The organism is Gordonia sp. NB41Y, from assembly GCF_030718915.1.
Taxonomy (GTDB): Bacteria; Actinomycetota; Actinomycetes; order Mycobacteriales; family Mycobacteriaceae; genus Gordonia; species Gordonia desulfuricans.
In genome coordinates this window covers 4,561,694-4,582,758 of sequence record NZ_CP132196.1, presented here as the reverse complement: position 1 = coordinate 4,582,758, position 21,065 = coordinate 4,561,694, and the positions used below count along the sequence as shown (strand labels likewise).

General features: G+C 66.8%; 24 protein-coding genes. 6 read left to right on the top strand and 18 right to left on the bottom strand.

Annotation, left to right across the window (positions count from 1 at the left end):
- Positions 1-5: 5 nt before the first annotated feature.
- Positions 6-779, bottom strand: a complete 774-nt coding sequence (locus Q9K23_RS19745) for a DedA family protein (protein ID WP_082366015.1) — start codon at positions 777-779, stop codon at positions 6-8.
- A gap of 259 nt (positions 780-1,038) precedes the next feature.
- Here Q9K23_RS19745 and Q9K23_RS19740 point away from each other — a divergent pair, with 259 nt between their 5' ends.
- The 3 genes from Q9K23_RS19740 (at position 1,039) to Q9K23_RS19730 (ending at position 3,472) form a co-directional block, all read left to right on the top strand.
- A complete protein-coding gene (locus tag Q9K23_RS19740) occupies positions 1,039-2,115 on the top strand; it encodes an alpha/beta hydrolase (RefSeq protein ID WP_053778069.1) in 1,077 nt (358 codons plus the stop codon).
- Between the two features lie 218 nt (positions 2,116-2,333).
- Entirely contained in the window at positions 2,334-2,732 is a 399-nt protein-coding gene (locus tag Q9K23_RS19735) for a hypothetical protein (RefSeq protein WP_238404114.1), read from the top strand.
- Positions 2,733-2,869: 137 nt separating this feature from the next.
- Positions 2,870-3,472, top strand: coding sequence for an NINE protein (locus Q9K23_RS19730; RefSeq protein WP_305950249.1), 603 nt, complete (start codon positions 2,870-2,872; stop codon positions 3,470-3,472).
- 33 nt (positions 3,473-3,505) lie between these two features.
- Here Q9K23_RS19730 and truA read toward each other — a convergent pair whose 3' ends face one another.
- The 8 genes from truA to infA form a co-directional block, all read right to left on the bottom strand.
- On the bottom strand, positions 3,506-4,384 hold the full coding sequence (gene truA, locus Q9K23_RS19725) for a tRNA pseudouridine(38-40) synthase TruA (RefSeq protein ID WP_020790655.1): 879 nt from the start codon (positions 4,382-4,384) through the stop codon (positions 3,506-3,508).
- A 14-nt stretch (positions 4,385-4,398) separates the two neighbouring features.
- The gene (rplQ, locus tag Q9K23_RS19720) at positions 4,399-4,914 is read right to left on the bottom strand and encodes a 50S ribosomal protein L17 (protein WP_020790657.1); all 516 of its coding nucleotides are present in this window, start codon (positions 4,912-4,914) and stop codon (positions 4,399-4,401) included.
- Positions 4,915-4,975: 61 nt separating this feature from the next.
- Positions 4,976-6,028, bottom strand: a complete 1,053-nt coding sequence (locus Q9K23_RS19715; protein WP_020790661.1) for a DNA-directed RNA polymerase subunit alpha — start codon at positions 6,026-6,028, stop codon at positions 4,976-4,978.
- A 151-nt stretch (positions 6,029-6,179) separates the two neighbouring features.
- Positions 6,180-6,785: a 30S ribosomal protein S4 gene (gene rpsD / locus Q9K23_RS19710; RefSeq protein ID WP_020790662.1), complete on the bottom strand. Its 606-nt coding sequence runs from the start codon at positions 6,783-6,785 to the stop codon at positions 6,180-6,182.
- 24 nt (positions 6,786-6,809) lie between these two features.
- The gene (gene rpsK / locus Q9K23_RS19705) at positions 6,810-7,217 is read right to left on the bottom strand and encodes a 30S ribosomal protein S11 (RefSeq protein WP_006338095.1); all 408 of its coding nucleotides are present in this window, start codon (positions 7,215-7,217) and stop codon (positions 6,810-6,812) included.
- On the bottom strand, positions 7,217-7,585 hold the full coding sequence (rpsM, locus tag Q9K23_RS19700; RefSeq protein WP_020790663.1) for a 30S ribosomal protein S13: 369 nt from the start codon (positions 7,583-7,585) through the stop codon (positions 7,217-7,219). Before rpsM ends, rpsK begins: the two co-directional genes overlap by 1 nt.
- Before the next feature lie 233 nt (positions 7,586-7,818).
- Entirely contained in the window at positions 7,819-7,932 is a 114-nt protein-coding gene (rpmJ, locus tag Q9K23_RS19695; protein WP_005207978.1) for a 50S ribosomal protein L36, read from the bottom strand.
- An 89-nt stretch (positions 7,933-8,021) separates the two neighbouring features.
- Positions 8,022-8,243: a translation initiation factor IF-1 gene (gene infA / locus Q9K23_RS19690; protein WP_005170487.1), complete on the bottom strand. Its 222-nt coding sequence runs from the start codon at positions 8,241-8,243 to the stop codon at positions 8,022-8,024.
- Between the two features lie 264 nt (positions 8,244-8,507).
- Between infA and Q9K23_RS19685 the strand changes: the two genes are divergently transcribed.
- Positions 8,508-8,912, top strand: coding sequence for a phage holin family protein (locus Q9K23_RS19685; protein ID WP_053778042.1), 405 nt, complete (start codon positions 8,508-8,510; stop codon positions 8,910-8,912).
- A 69-nt stretch (positions 8,913-8,981) separates the two neighbouring features.
- Here the strand turns inward: Q9K23_RS19685 and Q9K23_RS19680 are convergent, their stop codons facing one another.
- Entirely contained in the window at positions 8,982-9,827 is an 846-nt protein-coding gene (locus tag Q9K23_RS19680) for an LLM class F420-dependent oxidoreductase (protein ID WP_020790664.1), read from the bottom strand.
- Positions 9,828-10,003: 176 nt separating this feature from the next.
- On the opposite strand from Q9K23_RS19680, the gene dtd reads away from it, so the two are divergent.
- Both dtd and fdhD read left to right on the top strand, forming a co-directional pair.
- Positions 10,004-10,456: a D-aminoacyl-tRNA deacylase gene (dtd, locus tag Q9K23_RS19675; RefSeq protein ID WP_053778041.1), complete on the top strand. Its 453-nt coding sequence runs from the start codon at positions 10,004-10,006 to the stop codon at positions 10,454-10,456.
- A complete protein-coding gene (fdhD, locus tag Q9K23_RS19670; RefSeq protein WP_053778040.1) occupies positions 10,456-11,292 on the top strand; it encodes a formate dehydrogenase accessory sulfurtransferase FdhD in 837 nt (278 codons plus the stop codon). The genes dtd and fdhD overlap by 1 nt, the downstream gene beginning before the upstream one ends.
- Positions 11,293-11,512: 220 nt before the next feature.
- Here the strand turns inward: fdhD and ugpC are convergent, their stop codons facing one another.
- The 8 genes from ugpC to secY all read right to left on the bottom strand — a co-directional run bounded on the left by ugpC (position 11,513) and on the right by secY (position 21,010).
- Positions 11,513-12,583 carry a sn-glycerol-3-phosphate ABC transporter ATP-binding protein UgpC gene (gene ugpC / locus Q9K23_RS19665; protein WP_053778039.1) on the bottom strand — a complete coding sequence of 357 codons (1,071 nt, stop codon included), beginning with the start codon at positions 12,581-12,583 and terminating at the stop codon, positions 11,513-11,515.
- Between the two features lie 126 nt (positions 12,584-12,709).
- On the bottom strand, positions 12,710-14,029 hold the full coding sequence (locus Q9K23_RS19660; protein ID WP_053778038.1) for an ABC transporter substrate-binding protein: 1,320 nt from the start codon (positions 14,027-14,029) through the stop codon (positions 12,710-12,712).
- A gap of 51 nt (positions 14,030-14,080) precedes the next feature.
- Complete coding sequence (locus Q9K23_RS19655) at positions 14,081-14,917, bottom strand: carbohydrate ABC transporter permease (protein WP_053778037.1); 837 nt, start codon at positions 14,915-14,917, stop codon at positions 14,081-14,083.
- Positions 14,914-15,831 (bottom strand): sugar ABC transporter permease, encoded by a 918-nt coding sequence (locus Q9K23_RS19650; RefSeq protein ID WP_020791780.1) that lies wholly within the window; start codon positions 15,829-15,831, stop codon positions 14,914-14,916. Before Q9K23_RS19650 ends, Q9K23_RS19655 begins: the two co-directional genes overlap by 4 nt.
- 187 nt (positions 15,832-16,018) lie before the next feature.
- Positions 16,019-18,088: a DUF2156 domain-containing protein gene (locus Q9K23_RS19645; protein WP_305950561.1), complete on the bottom strand. Its 2,070-nt coding sequence runs from the start codon at positions 18,086-18,088 to the stop codon at positions 16,019-16,021.
- 157 nt (positions 18,089-18,245) lie between these two features.
- Complete coding sequence (map, locus tag Q9K23_RS19640) at positions 18,246-19,043, bottom strand: type I methionyl aminopeptidase (RefSeq protein WP_020789575.1); 798 nt, start codon at positions 19,041-19,043, stop codon at positions 18,246-18,248.
- Positions 19,044-19,142: 99 nt separating this feature from the next.
- A complete protein-coding gene (locus tag Q9K23_RS19635) occupies positions 19,143-19,697 on the bottom strand; it encodes an adenylate kinase (protein WP_020789577.1) in 555 nt (184 codons plus the stop codon).
- The gene (secY, locus tag Q9K23_RS19630) at positions 19,694-21,010 is read right to left on the bottom strand and encodes a preprotein translocase subunit SecY (protein WP_020789574.1); all 1,317 of its coding nucleotides are present in this window, start codon (positions 21,008-21,010) and stop codon (positions 19,694-19,696) included. Before secY ends, Q9K23_RS19635 begins: the two co-directional genes overlap by 4 nt.
- Positions 21,011-21,065 lie beyond the last annotated feature (55 nt).

Below are 21,065 nucleotides of genomic sequence, written 5' to 3'. Positions count from 1 at the left end.
GAGCGTCAGTCGCGGTCCCGGCGACCGTTGTCGGCAGTCGGCTCGGTCCCGGAGACCGCGGATGCGTCGACGGGGCCAGCGGGATCGTCGGGGTTCGCAGGGTCGGAGTGGTCGCCGGGGTCGACCGACGTCTCATCGTCTGTTTCACGTCGGTCTGTTTCACGTCGGTCTGTTTCACGCCGGCTGCGCAGCCAGCGGCGGCCCATCGCGATCCCCATCGGGACGACGACGGTGAGCACCGACGCGATGATGAACACCTCGAGATGGTCACGGATCAGCGGCACCTGGCCGAGGAAGTAGCCGAGCATCACGATGCCCGCCGCCCACACGAAGCTGCCGAGCACCGAGAACAGCGTGAACACCCGGTACGGCATGCCGCTGAACCCGGCGAACAACGGGGTGAGCGTGCGCACCACGCCGATGAACCGGCCGAAGAACACCGTCAGCGGGCCGTACCGCTCGAAGAATCGGTGGGTGCGCTCGACATACTCCGGTCCGACGGCGCGCCGCATCCTGCCCTCGATCACGCTACGACCCACACGCCGCCCGATGAAGTAGCCGCATTGGTCGCCGAGAATCGCCGCCAGCGGCACCAGGATGCACAGCCACCAGACCTCGGCGAACGGGTTGGGCTGTGCAGCAAGCACTCCGGCGGTGAACAGCACGGAATCGCCGGGGAACACGAAGCCGATGAGCAGGCCGGTCTCGACGAAGATCAGCACACACAGGCCGATCAGGCCGCCGGTCGCGAGGAACGAGTCGATGTCGAACGGATTCATCACCGTCCAGACTAGGGCTTCTGGACGACTGTCCCACTCTGGCCCGCCCAGTTCGCCGGGACGTCAGCTGCCGGCAACACAACGGGCGAAATGTGCCAACCTGGGGTTTACTCAAGGGTAAAGATCCATCGGATTCCAACGCCGAGCGGATCCCCAGCAGGACCGGACAGCCGGACAGTCCAGCCGCCGACCGGTCCCCCGATGGCCACATCACAGCGCCGTGAGCAAGGAGTCGATCATGACCGGACCCCGACACCCCATGCCGCCGAATCGTTCGATCCCGACCGGCGGGACCTCGACACCCAATCTGCGGCCGGTCTCCGACACCGCGGTCCGGATCGAATACCACACGATCCACGGATATCGACGCGCCTACCGCATCGCCGGCAGCGGACCGGCGCTGCTGCTGATCCACGGCATCGGCGACAACTCGTCCACGTGGAACGAGGTGATCCCGATGCTCGCCCAGCACTACACGGTGATCGCCCCGGACCTGCTCGGACACGGCCTCTCCGACAAGCCCCGCGCCGACTACTCGGTGCCGGCCTTCGCCAACGGCATGCGTGATCTGCTGGTGGTGCTCGGGATCAGCAAGGTCACCGTCGTCGGTCATTCGCTCGGCGGCGGCGTCGCGATGCAGTTCTGCTACCAGTTCCCCCGGTTCGTCGAGCGGCTGGTGCTGGTCGCGGCCGGCGGCGTGACCCGCGAGGTCAATCCCGTGCTGCGGGCCGCGACCCTGCCGGTGGTCAACGAGGTGCTCACCCTGCTCCGCATCCCCGGCGTGATGCCCGCACTGCGCGGAGTCGCCGGTGCCCTCGTCTCCCTCCCGCATGTCCCCGGCGTGCCCCGGTCCCTGTCACCGCGCCGGGCCCTCAACGACCACGAGGACCTCGTCCGGGTGCTCGGCGATCTGGCCGACCCGCATGCGTCGGCGGCGTTCATGCGGACGCTGCGCGCCGTCGTCGACTGGCGAGGGCAATCGGTGACGATGCTCGACCGGTGTTATCTGACCGAACGACTCCCGGTGCTGTTCATCTGGGGCGACGACGACACCGTCATCCCCTATGAGCACGCACTGATCGGACACGCCGCCATCCCCCACTCGCAGCTGCAGACGTTCCCCGGTTCCGGCCACTTCCCCTTCCATGACGACCCCGAGCTGTTCGTGCAGGTGGTGACCACTTTCCTGGAGCAGACCGACCCGGTGGTCTTCGATGCGCTCCACTGGCGGGCACTCATGTCCACCGGCGGTCCCCGGCCCGAGGAGTTCGTCGGTGACGACGACACCGTGGAGGCCGTGCTCGACGCGATCGAGGACGAACGTTCCGCCACCTGACCCGGCATTCGTGCGACGATGGGCCGATGAGTGGCCCGTTCCCCCACGAGCATGATCCCCAGCGGCTCCCGCCCGACCTGACGAAGCAGACGCCTCCCGGCCCGCCGGCGACCCCGGGATATCCATCGCCCGGCTACGGAACCCCCGGCTACGGCACCCCCGACTTCGGAACCCCCGGCTACGGCACCCCCGGCTACGGGCCCGGCCCCACGCCGGGGATGGGCACACCGGGGATGGGCGCACCGGGGATGGGCCCGGGCGCGGCGGGTGCGGCGCTGGTCGTCATCGGTGACATCACCTGCACCCAGACGCACGTCATCACCCCGTCGGGCACCTTTCCGATCGCCGGGACCCAGTGGTCGGTGCTGGACATGTCCCGGACCAGCGAGGAGATCTCGCAGACGGGGATCATCCTGGCCCTCGTCGGCTTCGTGTTGATCTGTGCCCTGAGTCTGCTGTTCCTGCTGATGAAGGAAACCAAGACCACCGGATACATCCAGGTGACGGTGCACGGCCACGGCATCACCCATGTCACCAACATCCCGGCCCTCAATGCCGGCGCGATGTTCGACATCAGCAACCGCGTGCAGTACGCGCGCAGCCTCGCCGCCGCCTGAGAGCGCCCGCTCGGCTCCCCCGACCACCCACCGACGACGATCCGATGCCGGTCGCGGTGCCCGGTACGGGCACCGACGTCGACCGGACGACCGACGGCGCCGCAGGTTCACCACCGTCGCGTGAGAGGATGGCCGTCATGAGCTACCAGCCGAACCCCTATGGCACCCCCGATCCATACGGCAGCCAGCCCGGATACGGATCGCAGCCGGGTCAGGGTTCCCAGCCCGGATACGGATCGCAGCCGGGGTACGGCTCCCAGCCCGGCTATGGTGCACAGCCTGCCTACGGCGCCCAGCCCGGCTACGGTGCCCAACCCGCCTACGGCGCCCAGCCCGGATACCCCGCGGCGGGCTATCCCGGCTATCCGGGCTACGGGTACGGCCCCGACGTCGACCCGATGACCGGTGAGCCGCTGTCGGACAAGTCCAAGGTCACCGCAGGTCTGCTGCAGCTGTTCCTCGGTGGATTCGCCGCCGGACGCTTCTACATCGGCGACATGAAGATCGCCTCGATCCAGCTCGGCCTGAACGTCCTGTCCTGGATTCTGTTCATCCTCGGCATCGTCATCATCGGTGTCGCGGGCAGCAACAACTCCGACGGTGGCGCGGTCTTCGGCGTGCTGCTCATGTTCGTGGGGATCGCGATCATCTTCGCCGTCAGCATCTGGGTGCTGATCGATGCGATCATGATGTTCACCGGCAGCGTCCGCGACGGACAGGGCCGCAAACTCCGAGGCTGACCCCCCGACGCTCCCGATCGCCCGGGGCGTCCGTCACCCGCCGCAGCAACCGCCGGTGGAGGTACGGACGTCCCGGGTGATCTCGTTTCGGGCCGCGAGTTCGTCGGCGGCCGGGTAGTCCACACCCACCAGGCAGAGGCCGCGGGCCTCGGCGACCGGCACCGTCGAACTGCGGGTGCGTTCGGTCAGGAGGGCGGCGCACCAGTCGACGTCGCGGCGACCGTCGCCGACGGAGGCGACCGCACCGACCAGTGAGCGCACCATCGACCAGCAGAACGCATCGGCGCTCACCTCGCCGACCAGCACGCCGTCGGCGTCGCGGGTCCAGGCGAAGCGCTGGAGGTCGCGGATGGTGGTCGCTCCCTCGCGGCGTCGGCAGAACGCGGCGAAGTCGTTGAGCCCCAGCAATGTCTGGGCCGCGGCGTTCATCGCGTCCACGTCGAGCCGATGGCGCCACGCGGCGGTGATCCGGGCGACGGTCGGCTCGGCACCCCATCGGGTGTCGGTGAGCCGATACCGGTAGTGCCGGCGCAGTGCCGAGAACCGGGCGTCGAAGTCGGTGGTGACGGTGGTGACGGCCTTGACCCGGACGTCGTCGGGCAGCATCTTCGCGAGCCGTCCGACCAGTGTCGTGGGGTCTCCGCCGATCGAGCGGGTCGCCAGCGCCGCGGCCGGGATGTCGGCGTGGCACACCTGGCCGGTGGCGTGCACCCCGGCATCGGTGCGACCGGCGACGGTCAGCCGCACCGGCACCCGCAGCACCGTCGACAGCCGCTCCTCGAGGGTCTCGCACACGGTGCGCTGACCGATCTGACGGGCCCACCCGGCGAAGTCGGTGCCGTCGTACCCGATGTCGAATCGCAGACGAACGAACCCGCCGTCACCGGGTGTGGTGACGGCGGGTTCGATCATGCGTGTGTCCTCGCTCAGTCGTCCGACTTCTTCTCGTCGGCGACCTCTGCGGGGGCCTCGTCGGCAGCTGCCTCGACAGCCTCGGCCTCGACGGCCTCGGTCTCGGCAGGGGCCTCGTCGGCCTTCTGCGACGCGGCAACCCGGTTGGCGCGGTTGGCCTCGGTGGCCACGGTCGACCCGGTCACCAGCTCGATCACTGCCATGGGGGCGTTGTCGCCCTTGCGCGGCAGGGTCTTGATGATGCGGGTGTAGCCGCCGTTGCGCTCTGCGAAGCTCGGGCCGATCTCCTCGAACAGCGAGTGGACGACGTCCTTGTCGCGGATCACCTTGAGCACCTCACGCCGGTTGGCCAGCTTGCCGGCCTTGGCGTGGGTGATCAGCTTCTCGGCGTACGGGCGAAGGCGCTTGGCCTTGGCCTCGGTGGTGGTGATACGGCCGTGCTCGAAGAGCGACGTGGCGAGGTTCGCCAGCATCGCCTTCTGGTGGCTGGCCGACCCGCCGAGGCGGGCACCCTTGGTGGGCTTGGGCATTGTCTTCTCCTAGGAGGGACTCACGATCTCACGACCGGAAGTCAGGGTATTGGCGAGCGCCTTACAGCTGCTCGGTCTCTGCGAAATCCTCGCCGGTGTCGCCGTCGAACGATGCATCGTCCGACCACGTACCGGTGGCGGGGTCGTAACCGGCGACCTGCGACGGGTCGAAGCTGGCCGGGCTGTCCTTGAGGGACAGACCGAGCGCGTGCAGCTTGACCTTGACCTCGTCGATCGACTTCTGCCCGAAGTTGCGGATGTCGAGCAGATCCGACTCGGTCCGTGCAACCAGCTCACCGACGGTGTGGACACCCTCGCGCTTGAGGCAGTTGTAGGACCGCACGGTCAGATCCAGATCCTCGATGGGCAGGCTGAACGATGCGATGTGGTCGGCCTCGGCCGGCGACGGTCCGATCTCGATGCCCTCGGCCTCGACGTTGAGCTCCCGGGCGAGCCCGAAGAGCTCCACCAGGGTCTTGCCCGCCGACGCCAGCGCGTCACGCGCGCTGATCGAGTTCTTGGTCTCCACGTCGAGCACCAGACGATCGAAGTCGGTGCGCTGCTCGACACGGGTGGCCTCGACCTTGTAGGTCACCTTGAGCACCGGCGAGTAGATCGAGTCGACCGGGATACGGCCGATCTCGGCACCCGACGCCTTGTTCTGCACGGCCGGCACGTAGCCGCGGCCCCGCTCGACGACGAGCTCGATCTCGAGCTTGCCCTTGTCGTTGAGGGTCGCGATGTGCAGGTCGGGATTGTGCACGGTGACACCGGCCGGGGGCACGATGTCGGCGCCGGTGACGGTGCCCGGACCCTGCTTACGCACGTACATGGTGACCGGCTCGTCCTCTTCGGAGCTGACCACGAGGCCCTTGAGGTTCAGGATGATGTCGGTGACGTCTTCCTTCACACCCGGGACGGTGGTGAACTCGTGCAGGACCCCATCGATCCGGATGCTGGTGATGGCAGCGCCCGGGATGGAGCTGAGCAGGGTACGACGCAGCGAGTTGCCGAGGGTATAGCCGAAGCCGGGCTCGAGCGGTTCGATGACGAACTTCGACCGGTTGTCGGCCAGGATCTCCTCGGTCAGGGTGGGTCGCTGTGAGATGAGCATTTCGCGTTCTCTCCTTGTGGCCGCCCGCTATTTGACGGCCTAGAAGGTGGACCGAGCAGCTGTTGCTGCTGGTTGTCGGTGTGATCCCCCGAGCCGCCCGACACCGGGGTGCGGGCTTCTCGGGGTCACACGGGGGCGAACCCCCGTGTGGTCACTTCGAGTAGAACTCGACGATGAGCTGTTCGGTCAGCGGGACCTCGATCTGGGCACGCTCGGGCACGTTGTGCACGAGGATGCGCAGGGTGGAGGGCACGACCTGCAGCCAACCCGGGACCGGACGATCGCCGACGAGCTCCTTGGCGATCTGGAACGGGGTGGTGGCCAACGACTTCGGACGGACGTCGATGATGTCGTACTGGCTGACGCGGTAGCTGGGGACGTCCACCTTCACACCGTTGACGGTGAAGTGGCCGTGGCTGACCAGCTGACGGGCCTGGCGACGGGTACGGGCCAGTCCGGCGCGGTACACGACGTTGTCCAGACGGGTCTCGAGGATGCGCAGCAGCTCGTCACCGGTCTTGCCGGAGCGGCGGTTGGCCTCTTCGTAGTAGCGGCGGAACTGCTTCTCCAGGACGCCGTAGGTGTAGCGCGCCTTCTGCTTCTCCTGCAGCTGGAGCAGGTACTCGCTCTCCTTGATCCGCGCGCGGCCGTGCTGGCCGGGCGGGTAGGGGCGACGCTCGAACGCCTGGTCGCCGCCGATCAGATCGACGCGCAGACGACGGGACTTCTTTGTTGCGGGGCCGGTATAACGAGCCATGTTTGTCTGTTCCTCCCTTTCCCGCTAGACCCGACGCCGCTTGGGCGGCCGGCAACCGTTGTGCGGCTGCGGGGTGACATCAGAAATGGTGCCGACCTCGAGGCCGGCGGCCTGCAGCGACCGGATGGCGGTCTCGCGACCCGAGCCCGGTCCCTTGACGAACACGTCGACCTTCTTCACGCCGTGCTCAGCGGCCTTGCGCGCAGCGTTCTCGGCCGCGAGCTGAGCCGCGAACGGGGTGCTCTTGCGCGAGCCCTTGAAGCCCACGTGACCCGACGACGCCCAGCTGATGACGTTGCCGTTCGGATCGGTGATCGAGACGATGGTGTTGTTGAACGTCGACTTGATGTGCGCGTTACCGTGCGGGACGTTCTTCTTATCGCGACGCCGTGCACCCTTCTTGGGGCCTGCGCTACGTGACTTCGGAGGCATTACTTCTTCTTCCCGGCGATGGTCTTCTTCGGGCCCTTGCGAGTGCGGGCATTGGTCTTGGTGCGCTGTCCGTGGACCGGCAGGCCACGACGGTGGCGCAGACCCTGGTAGCAACCGATCTCGATCTTGCGACGGATATCGGCCTGCACCTCGCGACGCAGGTCACCCTCGACCTTCACCGAGGCCTCGATGTATTCGCGCAGCTTGGCGACATCGGCGTCGGTGAGATCCTTGGCGCGCAGGTCTGCGGACAGACCGGTACCCGCCAGGATCTCCTTGGAGGTGGTACGCCCAACTCCATAGATGTAGGTCAGTGCGATCTCCAGCCGCTTCTCGCGGGGGAGATCCACACCAGCAACACGTGCCATGTGGCATTCCTTCTTGATCTCAGAGGTCTGCTCCCGGTCCGTCCTGCTCCGATGGCCAGACCGTGGTGTCTGGCGCGGCAGGCTCCGGCCTCTGAACCGGAGGTGGGCGGCGACCCGTCTGTCGACGCTGGTGCCGGGAGGGCTTCACAAAGTTCTGTTCAGCTCTGATGCGTATTCAGTTGTCCACTGTGTTCACTCGTGGTGTTTCACCAAGCGATCTGGTGTGGGTGTGCTCAGCCCTGACGCTGCTTGTGGCGCAGGTTCTCGCAGATCACCATGACCCGGCCGTTACGGCGGATCACTTTGCACTTCTCACAGATCGGCTTGACGCTCGGCTGAACCTTCACGTCAATCTCTCCTGTTGTCGCCCGCAGGACACGACCGTAGGGCCGCACCTCGCAGGTGTGGTTTCCCGAACCGGTTGGGCCGGGAGGTCTTACTTGTAGCGGTAGACGATCCGCCCACGACCGAGGTCGTAGGGCGACAGTTCCACGACGACCCGGTCCTCGGGCAGGATGCGGATGTAGTGCTGCCGCATCTTGCCGCTGATGTGGGCGAGCACCTTGTGACCGTTCTCCAGCTCGATGCGAAACATCGCATTCGGCAGCGGCTCGATCACCCGACCCTCGACCTCGATGGCCCCGTCTTTCTTCGCCATGTCCTCCGCGATCCTGGTGGCGCCGTGGCGTCCACCCGGTTGAATCCGTACGTTTCCGTTACTGTGTTGGCACACTTGGGCGTCACCGGCAGGCCTGAACGGCCCCGGTGAACCGGACCCATGACACGCGCAAACCGGCACGCTTCGCGCACCGACGTTCAATGCTACGCGAACTGCGGGAACAGTCCAAACCGGCACGATCGACCCACTCCGGGACGCCGTCGGGGCGTGGCCGACGCCACGTCGGCTGGCAGAATGTGGCGTATGCGCGCCTTCGTGATCCGCACCGCCTTCACCGGTCTGTCGCTCTGGATCGCCACGTTGATCGTCCCGGGACTGCACTTCGTCTGGGATGTCCACGACGCCACCTGGCAGAAGGTCGGCATCGTCTTCTTTGTCGCGGTGGTCTTCGGCGTGATCAACGCATTCGTCAAGCCGATCGTGCAGATCCTGTCGATCCCGCTCTACATCCTCACGCTCGGGCTGATCCACATCATCATCAATGCCCTGATGATCGAGCTCACCTCGTGGTTCACCCGCAACACCACCGGCTGGGGCCTGGAGGTCGACAGCTTCTGGTGGTCGGCGGTCTTCGGCGCGATCGTCATCTCGGTGGTCGGCTGGCTGATCGCCCTGGTGATGAAGGAACCCGACGTCTACCAGGCCTGACCGCCCGCCCGGCCAACAGACCGGTACCGGTCCGGCCGGGACCGAGGTGCCCGGCCGGACCGGTCCGCGTCAGATCGCCCCGAGGATCCGGGCGACCTCGATCGTCGGGGTCTGCGACCCGAGGACCTGGATCGCGACATGGTCGGCCCCGGCGGCGAGATGGGCGTCCACCTGGTGCCGCACGGCCACCTCGTCACCGTGCGCGACGAGTGCGTCGATCAGGTCGTCACTGCCGCCGTCGGCGATGTCGGCGGCGGTGTATCCGAGCCGCTCGAGGTTGGAGGTGTAGTTGCGCAGATGCAGGTAGGGCTTGTCGACCGGCGGACGGCCCACCTTCCGTGCCGCGACCGGATCGGTGTCGAGCACCACCTTGTGTTCCGGTGCCAGCAGCACCCCGTCGCCGAGGGTCTCCCGCGCGATCCGGGTGTGCGCGGGCGGCGTCAGGTACGGATGCGCGCCCAGAGCCCGGTCGGCCGACAGGCGCAGCATCTTGGGGCCGAGTGCGGCCAGCACCCGACGCAGCGTGGGCACCCCTTCGTCGTCGAGGACGTCGAGGTAGGCGTTCACCGCGGAGTACGGGGTGGTGTACTCGGCGGTCGCCTCGGGATGTCCGGCACCGATCCCGAGATAGAACCGTCCCGGGAAGTCGTTCTCGAGGGCGTGGAACTCGCCGGCGATCTTCGCGGCGTCGGTGTTCCAGATGTTGACGATGCCGGTGGCGACGGTCACGTGCTCGGTGGCCTCGAGCACCTTGCGGACCGGCCCGAGGTGCTCGGGCGATCCGCCGAGCCAGATGGTGCCGACACCCAGGTTCTCGAACTCGGCGGCCTGTTCCGGTGAGAACTGTCCCCACCAGCCCCATACGCCGTGTGTGCCGAATCGTTCGACATGTGCAGATCGGTCGGTCGTGGTCACGTGAATCCCTTCGGTGAATGTCACGGTGCGCCACTCCCACCGGATGGCGGATTCCACCGTGCGAAGTCCGTGGTCTGTGCTCGCGGTGCTAGCCCGCGGGGCACCTCCGCCACGCTACCCGCCGATCGCAGCGCCTCCCCCGGCCCGCGCGCCGCCCCACCTGGCATGCTGGACCGGTGCGTGCGGTCATCCAGCGAGTCACCGAGGCCAGCGTCCGGGTCGACGGCGAGGTGGTCGGTGCCCTCGACATCGCGCCCGGTGGGTACGGGCTGGTCGCCCTGGTCGGTGTCACCCACGACGACACCCCCGAGTCGGCGGCCGTCCTCGCCGACAAGATCTGGCGACTGCGGATCTTCGGTGGGCACGACGGCGGACCCGAACGGGCAGCCGCCGACGTCGACGCCCCGATCCTGGTGATCAGCCAGTTCACCCTCTACGCCAACACCGCCAAGGGCCGTCGGCCCTCGTGGAATGCCGCCGCGCCCGGTCCGGTGGCCGAACCGCTGGTCGACGCCGTCGCCGCCGCATTGCGCGAGGCCGGGGCGCAGGTGGCCACCGGCCGTTTCGGTGCGCACATGGAGGTCGATCTGGTCAACGACGGTCCGGTGACCATCCTGTTGGAGGTCTGATGGGCCGCGTCACCGCCCGCCGCCGTGTGGTCCGCATCCGACGCGGGACCGAACCCACCACCCGCGCCGACACCCTGGCCGGCGAGGAACCGCTGGAGATCCGCATCGGCGGTCAGCCCTTCACCGTCACCATGCGCACGCCCGGCAACGATGTCGAGCTCGCGACCGGATTCCTGGTGTCGGAGGGAATCATCGCCCGCGCAGACGATCTCGTGACCGCCCGGTACTGCGCCGGCACCGATGCGAGCGGCGCCAACACCTACAACGTGCTCGATGTGGCGCTCGCCGCACACGTGACACCACCGGCACCCAACCGGTCGCTGCCGTCGAGCAGCGCCTGCGGGGTGTGCGGCAAGGACAGCATCGACGACGTGGCGGTGCGTTCACGATTCGACCTCCGCACCGACGATTTCCGTGTCGCGGCCACGACCGTTCTCGCACTGCCGGATCGACTTCGGCAGGGGCAGAAGACCTTCGACAAGACCGGCGGACTACATGCCGCCGGATTGATCGATGCGGCCACCGGCGAGATGCTGGTGATCCGCGAGGACATCGGCCGGCACAATGCCGTGGACAAGGTGATCGGGTGGGCCCTGGCCCGGGATCTGCTGCCGTTGCGCGCCCACATCCTGCAGGTGTCCGGGCGCGCCGGATTCGAGCTGGTGCAAAAGGCGGTGATGGCCGGCGTGCCGATGCTGTCGGCGGTGTCGGCGCCGTCGTCACTGGCCGCCGATCTCGCCGACGAGCAGGGTCTCACCCTGGCCGGTTTCGTCCGCGGGGAGTCGATGGTGCTCTACACCCATCCCGAACGCGTCACCGACACCACCGTCGACTGAGACGGTGCGCCACATCCCGTCGACCGGGCACCCGAACACGTTCACCGGGCACACCATCCCGTCGACCGGGCACCCGAACACGTTCATCGGGCACACCATCCCGTCGACCGGGCACCCGAACACGTTCATCGGGCGCCACATCCCGTCGACCGGGCACCCGAACACGTTCACCGGGCACACCATCCCGTCGACCGGGCGCCGTCATCGCGGCCGGGACATCTCAGACGTCGAGCCGCTCCCCGCTCTCGGTGTCGAACCAGTGCAGTTCGCGGACGATCGGTGTCAGGCCGATCTCCTCACCGACGATGAACTCCTGGCGGTGGTCGGCACGAACGACGATGCGCCCGTGCCGGATCGCGGCGTCGGCGGTGCAGTACACGAACTGCTCGGCACCCAGTTCCTCCACCAGGTCGACCTGTGCGGTCACCGCGCCCGGACCCACCGGCCCGAGTTGCCATGCCTCGGCCCGCAGCCCCACCGTCACCCGCGCCGGGGCACCGGTGGGCAGCGGCACCTCGACGCCGCCGAAAGCAGCTCTGCCGGTGCCGGTCTCGGCGTCGACGAGGCACATCTGCGGAGTGCCCATGAATCCGGCGACGAACATGTTGGTCGGTCGGCGGTAGATCTCACGCGGGCTCCCGACCTGCTGCAGCACACCGCGATCGAGGACGGCGACACGATGGCCCATCGTCATCGCCTCCACCTGGTCGTGGGTGACGTAGAGCGTGGTGGTGCCGAGTTCGCGTTGCAGGGCGGCGATCTGGGCGCGCGTGCTCACGCGAAGCTTGGCGTCGAGATTCGACAGCGGCTCGTCCATGCAGAACACGCGCGGCCGCCGGACGATCGCGCGGCCCATCGCGACCCGCTGGCGCTGTCCGCCCGACAGCTTCGCCGGTTTCCGGTCCAGCAGCGCCTCGAGTTCGAGCATCCGGGCCACCTCGGCGACGCGGGCAGCGGTGTCGGCCTTGGACATTCCGGCATTGCGCAGGGCGAAACCCATGTTCCCGGCGACGGTCATGTTGGGATACAGCGCATAGTTCTGGAAGACCATCGCCACGTCACGTTCTTTCGGTGCCATCCCCGACACGTCGTCGGCGTCGATCAGGATACGGCCGGACTCGATCGACTCGAGGCCCGCGAGCATGCGCAGCGTGGTGGACTTGCCACACCCGGACGGCCCGACGAGCACCATGAACTCGCCGTCACCGATGTGCAGATCGAGGGCGTCGACGGCGGGCGGGATGTCGTCGGCGAACCGACGGGTCGCCGCGTCAAAGGTCACTGAGGCCATGAGATCTCTCGAATCCTGCTCTGTCGTACGGCACCGGCGGGTGGCACCGTGTCACGGGGTGGGGTGATGTCCCCGGGGAACGATCCGATCGGATCGTTCCCCGGGGACATCGACTTCGGTGGCCGATCAGGCCGGCAGCTTGGGCTTGATCTGACCGTCGTAGATCCGCTGCAGCTGCTGCTGGACGTCACCGAGGGTCGTGCCGACGTCGGCGTTGCGAAGACCGATCTGCTCGTAGCCGGTACCGATGACCTTGTCCGCGCCGGGCAGGAACACCCGCGCGTAGTCCTGCGACTTGGTGTTCGGGAGCTGCTCGATGGCGGTCTTGAAGTTCGGGTTCTTGGCCAGGAACGCCGCCATCGACGGGTCGCTAGCCGCGCCGGTGCGCACCGGCATGTAGCCGACGTTCTGCGAGAAGTACGAGGTGTTGGCGGTGTTGGTGATGAAGTCGACGAACTTGAGCGCATTGACCTTCCGCTCATCGGAGATCTTCGCCGGGATGGCCAGACCCGCACCACCGGTCGGACAGCCCTTCACACCGTTCGGTGCCGGCAGGAACGCGGTGCCGAAGTCGAACGTGGCGCCCTTGGTGATGCCGGAGAGGTCACCGGTCGATGCGATGGTCGAGGCGATGATCCCCGCGCTGAAGTCGGCGGCGATATCGTTGGAGATGGCCGCGTACTTGTCCTTGTTGATCGAATCCGACAGGTACTGCGCCGCCTGGATCGTCTTGGGGTCGGTGAACTTCAGGTCCCACTGGTCGGAGTAGGCGCCACCGAAGGTCCAGGTGGGTCCCTCGAAGGTCCAGCCGAGGTAGTCGGTGGCATTGCCCCAGCCGTGGGCCTGCTTGCCCGAACCCACGACCTGCTGGATCTTGGGCCCCCACTCGCCGAACTCCTGCCAGCTGGCCGGACCGCGGTCGGGCAGGCCGGCCTTGGACCAGACATCCTTGTTGTAGTAGAACAGCGGTGTCGAGCGGGCGTACGGCAGCGCCCAGTGCTGGTTGTTCCACTGGTAGTCGGCGACCAGCGAGGCGACATACTCCGAGGTGTTCACCCCGGCCCGGCCGAACAGGTCGTCGAGCGGCGAGATCGCGCCCCTCAGTGCGAAGTTGAACCACCACACATCCGACAGCACGACGATGTCGGGTACCGATCCACCCGAGAGCGCGGCGTTGAACTTCTGGGCGACCTCTTCGTAGTTCTTGCCGCCGTCGACCAGCTGCACCTTGATACCCGGATTGGCGGCCTCGAACCGGCTGATCAGTTCCTTCTCCACGTCACCGGACTTGCCGGGGTGGTTCGACCACCAGGTGAGGTTGTTGGCGTCGCCACCACCGGACGACGAGGAACTGCTGTCGCCGGAACCGGCGCAGGCGGCCAGGGTCAGGCCGGCGGCGGCGGTGGCGGCCGCGGCGAGGAACCCGCGACGTGAGATGTCGGTCATGCTGTCATACCCCTTTGTGTGTGTTGTCGAGATACGTTGCGCCCGAGGCGGTCAGCCTTTGACCGCACCGGAGGTCAAGCCCTTGATCATCTGGCGTTGCAGCACCAGGAACACCACCAGGATCGGCAGCATCGCCAGCACGGTTGCCGCCATCACCGGGCCCCAGTTGGTCACGCCGTCGTTGTTCTGCAACTGGGTCAGGCCCACCGGCAGGGTGGCCACCGAGTAGTCGTCGGCCATCAGGAACGGCCACAGGTACTCATTCCACTCGTTGACCAGGGTGATGAGCGCGAAGGCGACCATCGTGGGGATCGAGATCGGCAGCACCACCCGCAGCAGCAGCCGCAGGTGACCTGCACCGTCCATCCGCGCGGCCTCGATGATCTCGCCGGGGATGGACAGGAAGTGGTTGCGCATCAAGAAGGTTCCGAATGCCACACCCGCCAGCGGCACGATGATGCCGATGAAGGTGTTGCGGAAGCCGAGCTGGGCGACCAGCGAATAGTTGGTGATCACGGTGATCTGGTTGGGCACCATCAGTGCCGCGATGATCACGATGAACACGACGTTCTTGAACGGGAACCGCAGGAACACCAGCCCGTAGGCGCTGAGCACACCGAGCACGAACTTGGCGGCGGTCAGGATTCCGGTGACGATGATCGAGTTCCGGAGGAACTGCCAGAACGGCACGGACGTCGTTGCCTCCGTGTAGTTCTCGGGATGCCAGGTGGACGGCCACCACACCGCGGGCTGGACGTAGATCTCGGAGCGGTCCTTGAAGGACGCCAACAGGATCCACACCAGCGGCAGCGCCACGATCAGCACCACGGCCACCATGGCGGCATACCCGCAGACGGTGGCGATCCGGGTCTTCGTCGACTCGCTCATCGGCCCTCCCGATCCATGAACCGCACCTGGGCGACGGTGATGATCAGCAACACGAGGAACATGATGGTCGCGACGGTGGCGCCGTAACCGGCACGGAAGTTCCGAAACGACTCCTCATAGACCTGATAGACCATCGTGGTGGTGCCGTTGCCGAGCGGCCCGCCGCGGGTCATCACGTTGATGATGTCGAAGACCTGCAGCGAGTTGAGCATCACCGTGATCGACAGGAAGTACGTCGTCGGACGCAGCTGCGGGAGCAGGACCCGGCGGAAATGCGTTGCGGGACCGGCCCCGTCGATCTTCGCTGCCTCGTCGAGGTCACTGCGGCGGGCCTGCAGTGCGGCCAGGTAGATGACGAAGGTGTAGCCGATGTTCTTCCACAGGTAGGTCACCGTCACCATGAACAGCGCCCAGTGCGGCTGCTGGTAGAAGTCCGGGGCCGCACCGAGCCCGAAACGCATCATCAGGTCGTTGATCAGCCCGAAGTGCGGGTCGAAGACGAACTGGAAGGCGATACCGACCGCGGCCCCGGAGATGACGAACGGTGCGAAGATGGTCGACCGCACGAAGTTTCGTCCCTTGAGCGCCCGGTCGAGCAACAGCGCCAGTGCCAGCCCGATCACCATGCTGCCCACCACCGCGAACAGCGTGAAGATCACCGTGTTCGAGACGATCGTCCAGGTGTCCGAACGGGTGGCCCACTCGCGGTAGTTGTCCCAGCCGATGAACGTGGCGCCCGGTGACGAGATGTTCCAGTCGTAGAACGACATCCGGATGTTCTCGATCAGTGGACGGTAGGTGAACACCGCCAGCAGAACGAGGTTGGGTCCGACGATCGCGAGGAACAACGCGTAGGTACGCCACGGTCGTCGACGCCCCGCTTGGGGCAGTACATGTTCGGTTACCGCAGGCACTCGGGGGAGTATTCAGCCCGATTCGTACGTCTTGCGAACGATCCGGTGCCCTACCGATGACCACTCGGCGTCGGATGCGTGCGCCGAACCCAACACCAGGTGTCACGCTGGTTACCAACCGGATTCGTCACGCCTCGATGCCCCTCGGCCCCCGACCCCGTTGCGCCCTGACGACGCCTGGTCCGGCTCAGTCCTCCTTGCCCGATGCCGCGAGCCGCAGCAGTTGCCCGGCGGTCGCATCGGGCAGGTAGGCCCGTGACACCGCCAAGCCGATCCGGGGAAGATCGGACTCGTCCCGGAACGCGAGATACACCGGCTCGTACCGTGGGTTGAACTTCTTCTTGAACGTGTGCAGCGACCGGAACCCGTAATACGGTTCGAGCGCCTGCCCCAGCGCGTCGAGCACTTTGTCCAGCGGTTCGGCATCGGATTCCCCGGTCCGGGCCAGCGGCGCCCCCGACAACGAGATGAACTGGGCACCCTCGTCTTTGAACGCCACCGCCGACGAGGCGATCAGGTACTCCACCACCGGCCCGAAGCCGTCGGTGCGCCGTCGCATGATGTCGAGCGTCCATCCCGCGACGTCACCACCGGGTGCGAACACCGGCAGCCACGACAGCACCCCGTGCACATTGCCCTCCGGGTCCACCGCGAGTGCCACGCGCACCTGCCGGTCCATCGCCTCCTCGACGCTGCCGAGGGTGAAACCCATCTCGGGAAGCCCCTTGTCCCCCACCCATTCCTCGGAGATCGCCCGCACCTGGGTACGCACCGCGAACGATTCGTCCGGCAGCGTGACCATCCGCATCGAGATGTCCTGTTTGGTCGCCTTGTTCATCGCCGACCGCACGTGTTGCCACGGCTTTCCCTTGAACTGCAGGTCCGGCAGGTCGACGATGGTGTCCTCGGCGATCTGCACACTGCGCCAGCCTCGTTCGGTGACGATCTCCGATGTCTCGGCCCCGATCGAGAACCAGCACGGTGTCGCACCGGCGCTCTCCGCGAGGTCGATGAAGCCACCCACCGCGGCGCGTCGCCGCTCCGGTGCACAGACCGGATCGGCCAGTGCCAGAAGCGTTCCGACGTGTTTCTGGTAGGTCACCACCGAGCGGCCGTCATCGGTGAACAGGTAGTGGTTGCCGGGCCACGTCGTCATCCATGACATCGTGCCGCCGCCGTACTCGCGCAACAGTTCACGGACGTGGTCGACCGGATCCCCGTCGGGGTCCCCGACATGTCGCACGCGCCACGGCACGGCGAAGGTGAACCGCCCCGGCACGAGGATGGCCAGCACCAGCCCCCACAGCAGGGTGGTACCCAGGGTGACCGCACCCTCGGTCTCGACATCGGTGAAGGCGACGAGCGCCAGTGTGACCACGGTGAGGATCACGTTGAGCGATCCCAGGACGACTGCCACCCACCATGCCCAGCGCTTCCCCCGCCGGAGCTGATCGGCGATCAGGACGTTGATCGCCAGCCCGATCAGCATGGCGTACACCGATTCGTCGCCCGCGTCGGTCGGACCGAGCGGTCCACTGCCGGGGAACAGGAACACCAGCAGGTTGGCACCAGCGATCACCAGCACCGCCGCACACCCGAGCATCCGGACCTCGCGCCGGGTGCGCGGAACGTATCCGTGCTCGTTGACGGCGAAGAACTTCTCGCCGACGAACAGCATGATCGTCGTGGCGAGTACCCATTCGACCGACGCGAGTGTGCCCTGGAACAAGAAGGCGACCGCGACGATCGCACCCAACAGCACGCGCACACGCAGGCGCCACGGCGAGCGGATGGTCGCCGAGGCCACCGCCACCGCCGACACCACCAGCGCCCCCACCCCGGTGGCCCGGGCGTCGGCGAGCTGATCGGCCCAGTGCCACGAGGCGAACGGCGCGGAGAACAGCCACACCAGGGCGACGGTCAGCAGACAGGACACGATGTGCCCGCCGACGCCGACGAGGATCGCCTTCACCGTGCCGAGTTGCCATTCGGCCCAACCCATTCCGACGAGGATCACGACGACGAAGACGAGATACATCCAGGGTCCGGGTTCGACGAACGCCGAACTGAGCGGCGTCCACCACCGGCCCTCGCGGAGTGCGGGCAACCCGAAGGCGACGTCGCGATACCACGACTCGTCCGATGCCCGGCCCCACAACGATCCGGTGACCGCACCCACCACCACGAGCGCAACCGCAAGGACGAGGGTGAACGGCAGTCGGCGTACGGCATCCCGCCACGACACATCGAAGTGCATGGTCAACACTACGACGCGGACACCAACCGCCAGGTCCGGTGAGCGGGATCGGGTCCCGAATTCGTCGCCGACGGCGTGAATCCGATGTCCGCCCGACCGGCCCCGCCGGCCCTACCCGGCCGCCCGGACCGGCCGGTGTGGCAGAGAGGTTGCGGTGTCAGGCCCCTGCGGGTCGCGGGGTCAGGATGCGTGGGCCGTCGGCGGTGACGGCGACGGTGTGTTCCCAGTGGGCCGAGCGGGTGCCGTCGTCGGTGACGACGGTCCAGTCGTCGTCGAGCACCGAGGTGTCGCAGGTGCCGAGGGTCAGCATCGGTTCGATCGCCAGGGTCGACCCGATCACCAGGTGCGGGCCCTTGCCGGGTGCACCCTCGTTGGCCAGGAACGGATCCATGTGCATCTCGCGGCCGATTCCGTGTCCGCCGTAACCGTCGACGATGCCGAAGGGCCTGCCGAACTTCCGCTCGGCGTCGTGGGTGCCGTTCTCGATCGCGTGCGAGATGTCGGTGAGCCGGTTGCCCTCGATCATCGCCGCGATCCCGGCCTCCATGGACAGCCGGGTGGCCTCCGACAGTTCGGTGTCCTCCGGTGAGAGTGTGCCCACGCCGAAGGTCCAGGCGGAGTCCCCATGCCAGCCGTCCAGGATGGCACCGCAGTCGATCGACACGAGGTCACCCTCGGCGAGCACCACGTCGGCCGACGGGATTCCGTGTACCACCACGTCGTTGACCGACGAGCAGATCGACCCGGGAAAACCGTGGTAGCCCTTGAACGACGGCACGGCCCCGGCCTCACGGATGACGGTCTCGGCCACCTCGTCGAGGTCGAGTGTGCTCACACCGACCTTCGCGGCATCGCGCACGGCGACGAGCGCGGCCCCGACGATCGCACCGGCTGCGGCCATCGCGTCGAGTTCGCCCGCGCTGCGGAACGGTACGCGCTTCTTACGGAATCCCATGTCCAAACCCCTTGAGCAAATAGGACGCCGGGCCACACCGATCGATCGGTGTGGCCCGGCGTCGGGAGATCACTGTGGTGTCTCGCGAGAGTGTGTCTCCTAGGAGACGCCCGCCCCGAGAGCGCTCAGCACGCGCTGGTGCACATCGTTGATGTCGCCGACGGCGTCGATCGTCTTGACCTGGTCGCCGTAGTAGTCGAGCAGCGGCGCGGTCTCCGACTGGTACACCGACATGCGGTTGCGGATGACGGCCTCGGTGTCGTCGGCGCGGCCGCGGGCGAGCATCCGCTCCACCACGACGTCGGCGTCGACGACGAACGACAGCACCGCGTCGAGCGATCCGCCGCCGGCGGCGAGGATGTCCTTGAGGGCGTCTGCCTGCTCGGTGGACCGCGGGAACCCGTCGAGGATGAAGCCCTTGGCGGCGTCCGGCTCGGACACGCGGGCCCGAACCATGTCGACGGTGATCTCCGACGGCACGAGGTCACCGGCGTCGAGGTAACGCTTGGCCTCGATACCGACCGGCGTTCCCTGTGAGATGTTCGCGCGGAACAGGTCTCCGGTGGAGATGTGCGGGATGCCGAGCGCTTCGCTCAGCAGTTCCGCCTGGGTACCCTTACCTGCTCCGGGGGGGCCGAGAATGACAAGTCTCACTTCAGGAATCCTTCGTACTTGCGTTGCATCAATTGACTGTTGATCTGCTTCATGGTGTCCAGACCCACACCGACCATGATCAGGACGGCCGTGCCCCCAAATGGCAGGTTCTGTACACCACCGCTGTTCCCGATCTCGAGGAACAGGTTCGGCAGTACGGCGATGATACCCAGGTAGATGGAGCCTGGCAGGGTGATGCGGCTCAGCACATATCCGAGGTAGTCAGCGGTCGGTTGACCGGGACGAATCCCTGGGATGAAGCCGCCGTACTTCTTCATGTCATCGGCGCGTTCTTCCGGATTGAAGGTCACCGCCACGTAGAAGTACGTGAAGAAGATGATCATCAGGAAGTAGACGATGATGTAGACGTAATTGCTCGGGTCGGTCAGGTACGTCATGACCCACTGCTGCCACCCGTTGGGGGCGTCCGTCCCCCTGGTGAGTTCCACGATCAGCTGCGGCAGGTACAGCAGCGATGACGCGAAGATCACCGGGATGACACCGGCCTGGTTGACCTTCAGGGGCAGGTACGTCGACGACCCGCCGTACATCTTGCGGCCCACCATGCGCTTGGCGTACTGCACCGGAATCCGGCGCTGGCCCTGCTCGATGAACACCACGCCGACGACGATGATGAGTGCGGCCAGACACACGAGGGCGAAGACGAGGCCACCGCGGCTGGTGAGGATGGTGCGTCCCTCGGCGGGGATGCGGGCGGCGATACCGGCGAAGATCAGCAGCGACATACCGTTGCCGATGCCGCGCTCGGTGATCAGCTCACCGAACCACATGACCAGGCAGGCACCGGCGGTCATGACCAGCACGATGATCGCCAGACCGAAGATGGACTGGTCGTTGAGCGGCTGATCACAGTTGGACGGCAGCAGATTTCCGCGGTCGGCGAGCGCGACGATGCCGGTGGCCTGCAGCAATGCCAGCGCCACCGTCAGGTAGCGGGTGTACTGCGTCATCTTGGCCTGCCCGGACTGGCCTTCCTTGCGCAACTGTTCGAAGCGCGGGATGACCACGGTCAGCAGCTGCACGATGATGCTCGCCGTGATGTAGGGCATGATGCCGATCGCGAACACCGACAGCTGAAGCAGCGCGCCGCCGGAGAACAGGTTGATCAGCGAGTAGACCTGGTTGCCGCCACCGCTGTTGAGCGTGTCGAGGCACTCGTGGACGACCTTGTAGTTCACTCCCGGTGACGGAACCGTCGCACCCAGTCGATAGAGCACGATGATGCCGACGACGAAGAGGATCTTCTTCCTCAGATCGGGCGTCCGAAAGGCCGCGACGAGGGGGGAGAGCACTAATTCCTCCTTGGACGACCACGCATCAGGGTCACCGGGATCCCGGTTGCACGTG

Excerpts from the sequence above, each read along its gene's own strand:
- Q9K23_RS19745 (WP_082366015.1), bottom strand. The coding sequence starts at position 779 with ATGAATCCGTTCGACATCGACTCGTTCCTCGCGACCGGCGGCCTGATC.
- Q9K23_RS19685 (WP_053778042.1), top strand. The coding sequence starts at position 8,508 with ATGCGCGCCTTCGTGATCCGCACCGCCTTCACCGGTCTGTCGCTCTGG.
- Q9K23_RS19730 (WP_305950249.1), top strand. The coding sequence starts at position 2,870 with ATGAGCTACCAGCCGAACCCCTATGGCACCCCCGATCCATACGGCAGC.
- rpsM (WP_020790663.1), bottom strand. The coding sequence starts at position 7,585 with ATGGCACGTGTTGCTGGTGTGGATCTCCCCCGCGAGAAGCGGCTGGAG.
- Q9K23_RS19655 (WP_053778037.1), bottom strand. The coding sequence starts at position 14,917 with ATGAGCGAGTCGACGAAGACCCGGATCGCCACCGTCTGCGGGTATGCC.
- Q9K23_RS19660 (WP_053778038.1), bottom strand. The coding sequence starts at position 14,029 with ATGACCGACATCTCACGTCGCGGGTTCCTCGCCGCGGCCGCCACCGCC.
- Q9K23_RS19740 (WP_053778069.1), top strand. The coding sequence starts at position 1,039 with ATGCCGCCGAATCGTTCGATCCCGACCGGCGGGACCTCGACACCCAAT.
- ugpC (WP_053778039.1), bottom strand. The coding sequence starts at position 12,583 with ATGGCCTCAGTGACCTTTGACGCGGCGACCCGTCGGTTCGCCGACGAC.
- Q9K23_RS19715 (WP_020790661.1), bottom strand. The coding sequence starts at position 6,028 with ATGCTCATCTCACAGCGACCCACCCTGACCGAGGAGATCCTGGCCGAC.
- map (WP_020789575.1), bottom strand. The coding sequence starts at position 19,043 with ATGGGATTCCGTAAGAAGCGCGTACCGTTCCGCAGCGCGGGCGAACTC.
- rplQ (WP_020790657.1), bottom strand. The coding sequence starts at position 4,914 with ATGCCCAAGCCCACCAAGGGTGCCCGCCTCGGCGGGTCGGCCAGCCAC.
- rpsD (WP_020790662.1), bottom strand. The coding sequence starts at position 6,785 with ATGGCTCGTTATACCGGCCCCGCAACAAAGAAGTCCCGTCGTCTGCGC.
- infA (WP_005170487.1), bottom strand. The coding sequence starts at position 8,243 with ATGGCGAAGAAAGACGGGGCCATCGAGGTCGAGGGTCGGGTGATCGAG.
- fdhD (WP_053778040.1), top strand. The coding sequence starts at position 10,456 with ATGGGCCGCGTCACCGCCCGCCGCCGTGTGGTCCGCATCCGACGCGGG.
- truA (WP_020790655.1), bottom strand. The coding sequence starts at position 4,384 with ATGATCGAACCCGCCGTCACCACACCCGGTGACGGCGGGTTCGTTCGT.
- Q9K23_RS19735 (WP_238404114.1), top strand. The coding sequence starts at position 2,334 with ATGGGCACACCGGGGATGGGCGCACCGGGGATGGGCCCGGGCGCGGCG.
- rpsK (WP_006338095.1), bottom strand. The coding sequence starts at position 7,217 with ATGCCTCCGAAGTCACGTAGCGCAGGCCCCAAGAAGGGTGCACGGCGT.
- Q9K23_RS19645 (WP_305950561.1), bottom strand. The coding sequence starts at position 18,088 with ATGCACTTCGATGTGTCGTGGCGGGATGCCGTACGCCGACTGCCGTTC.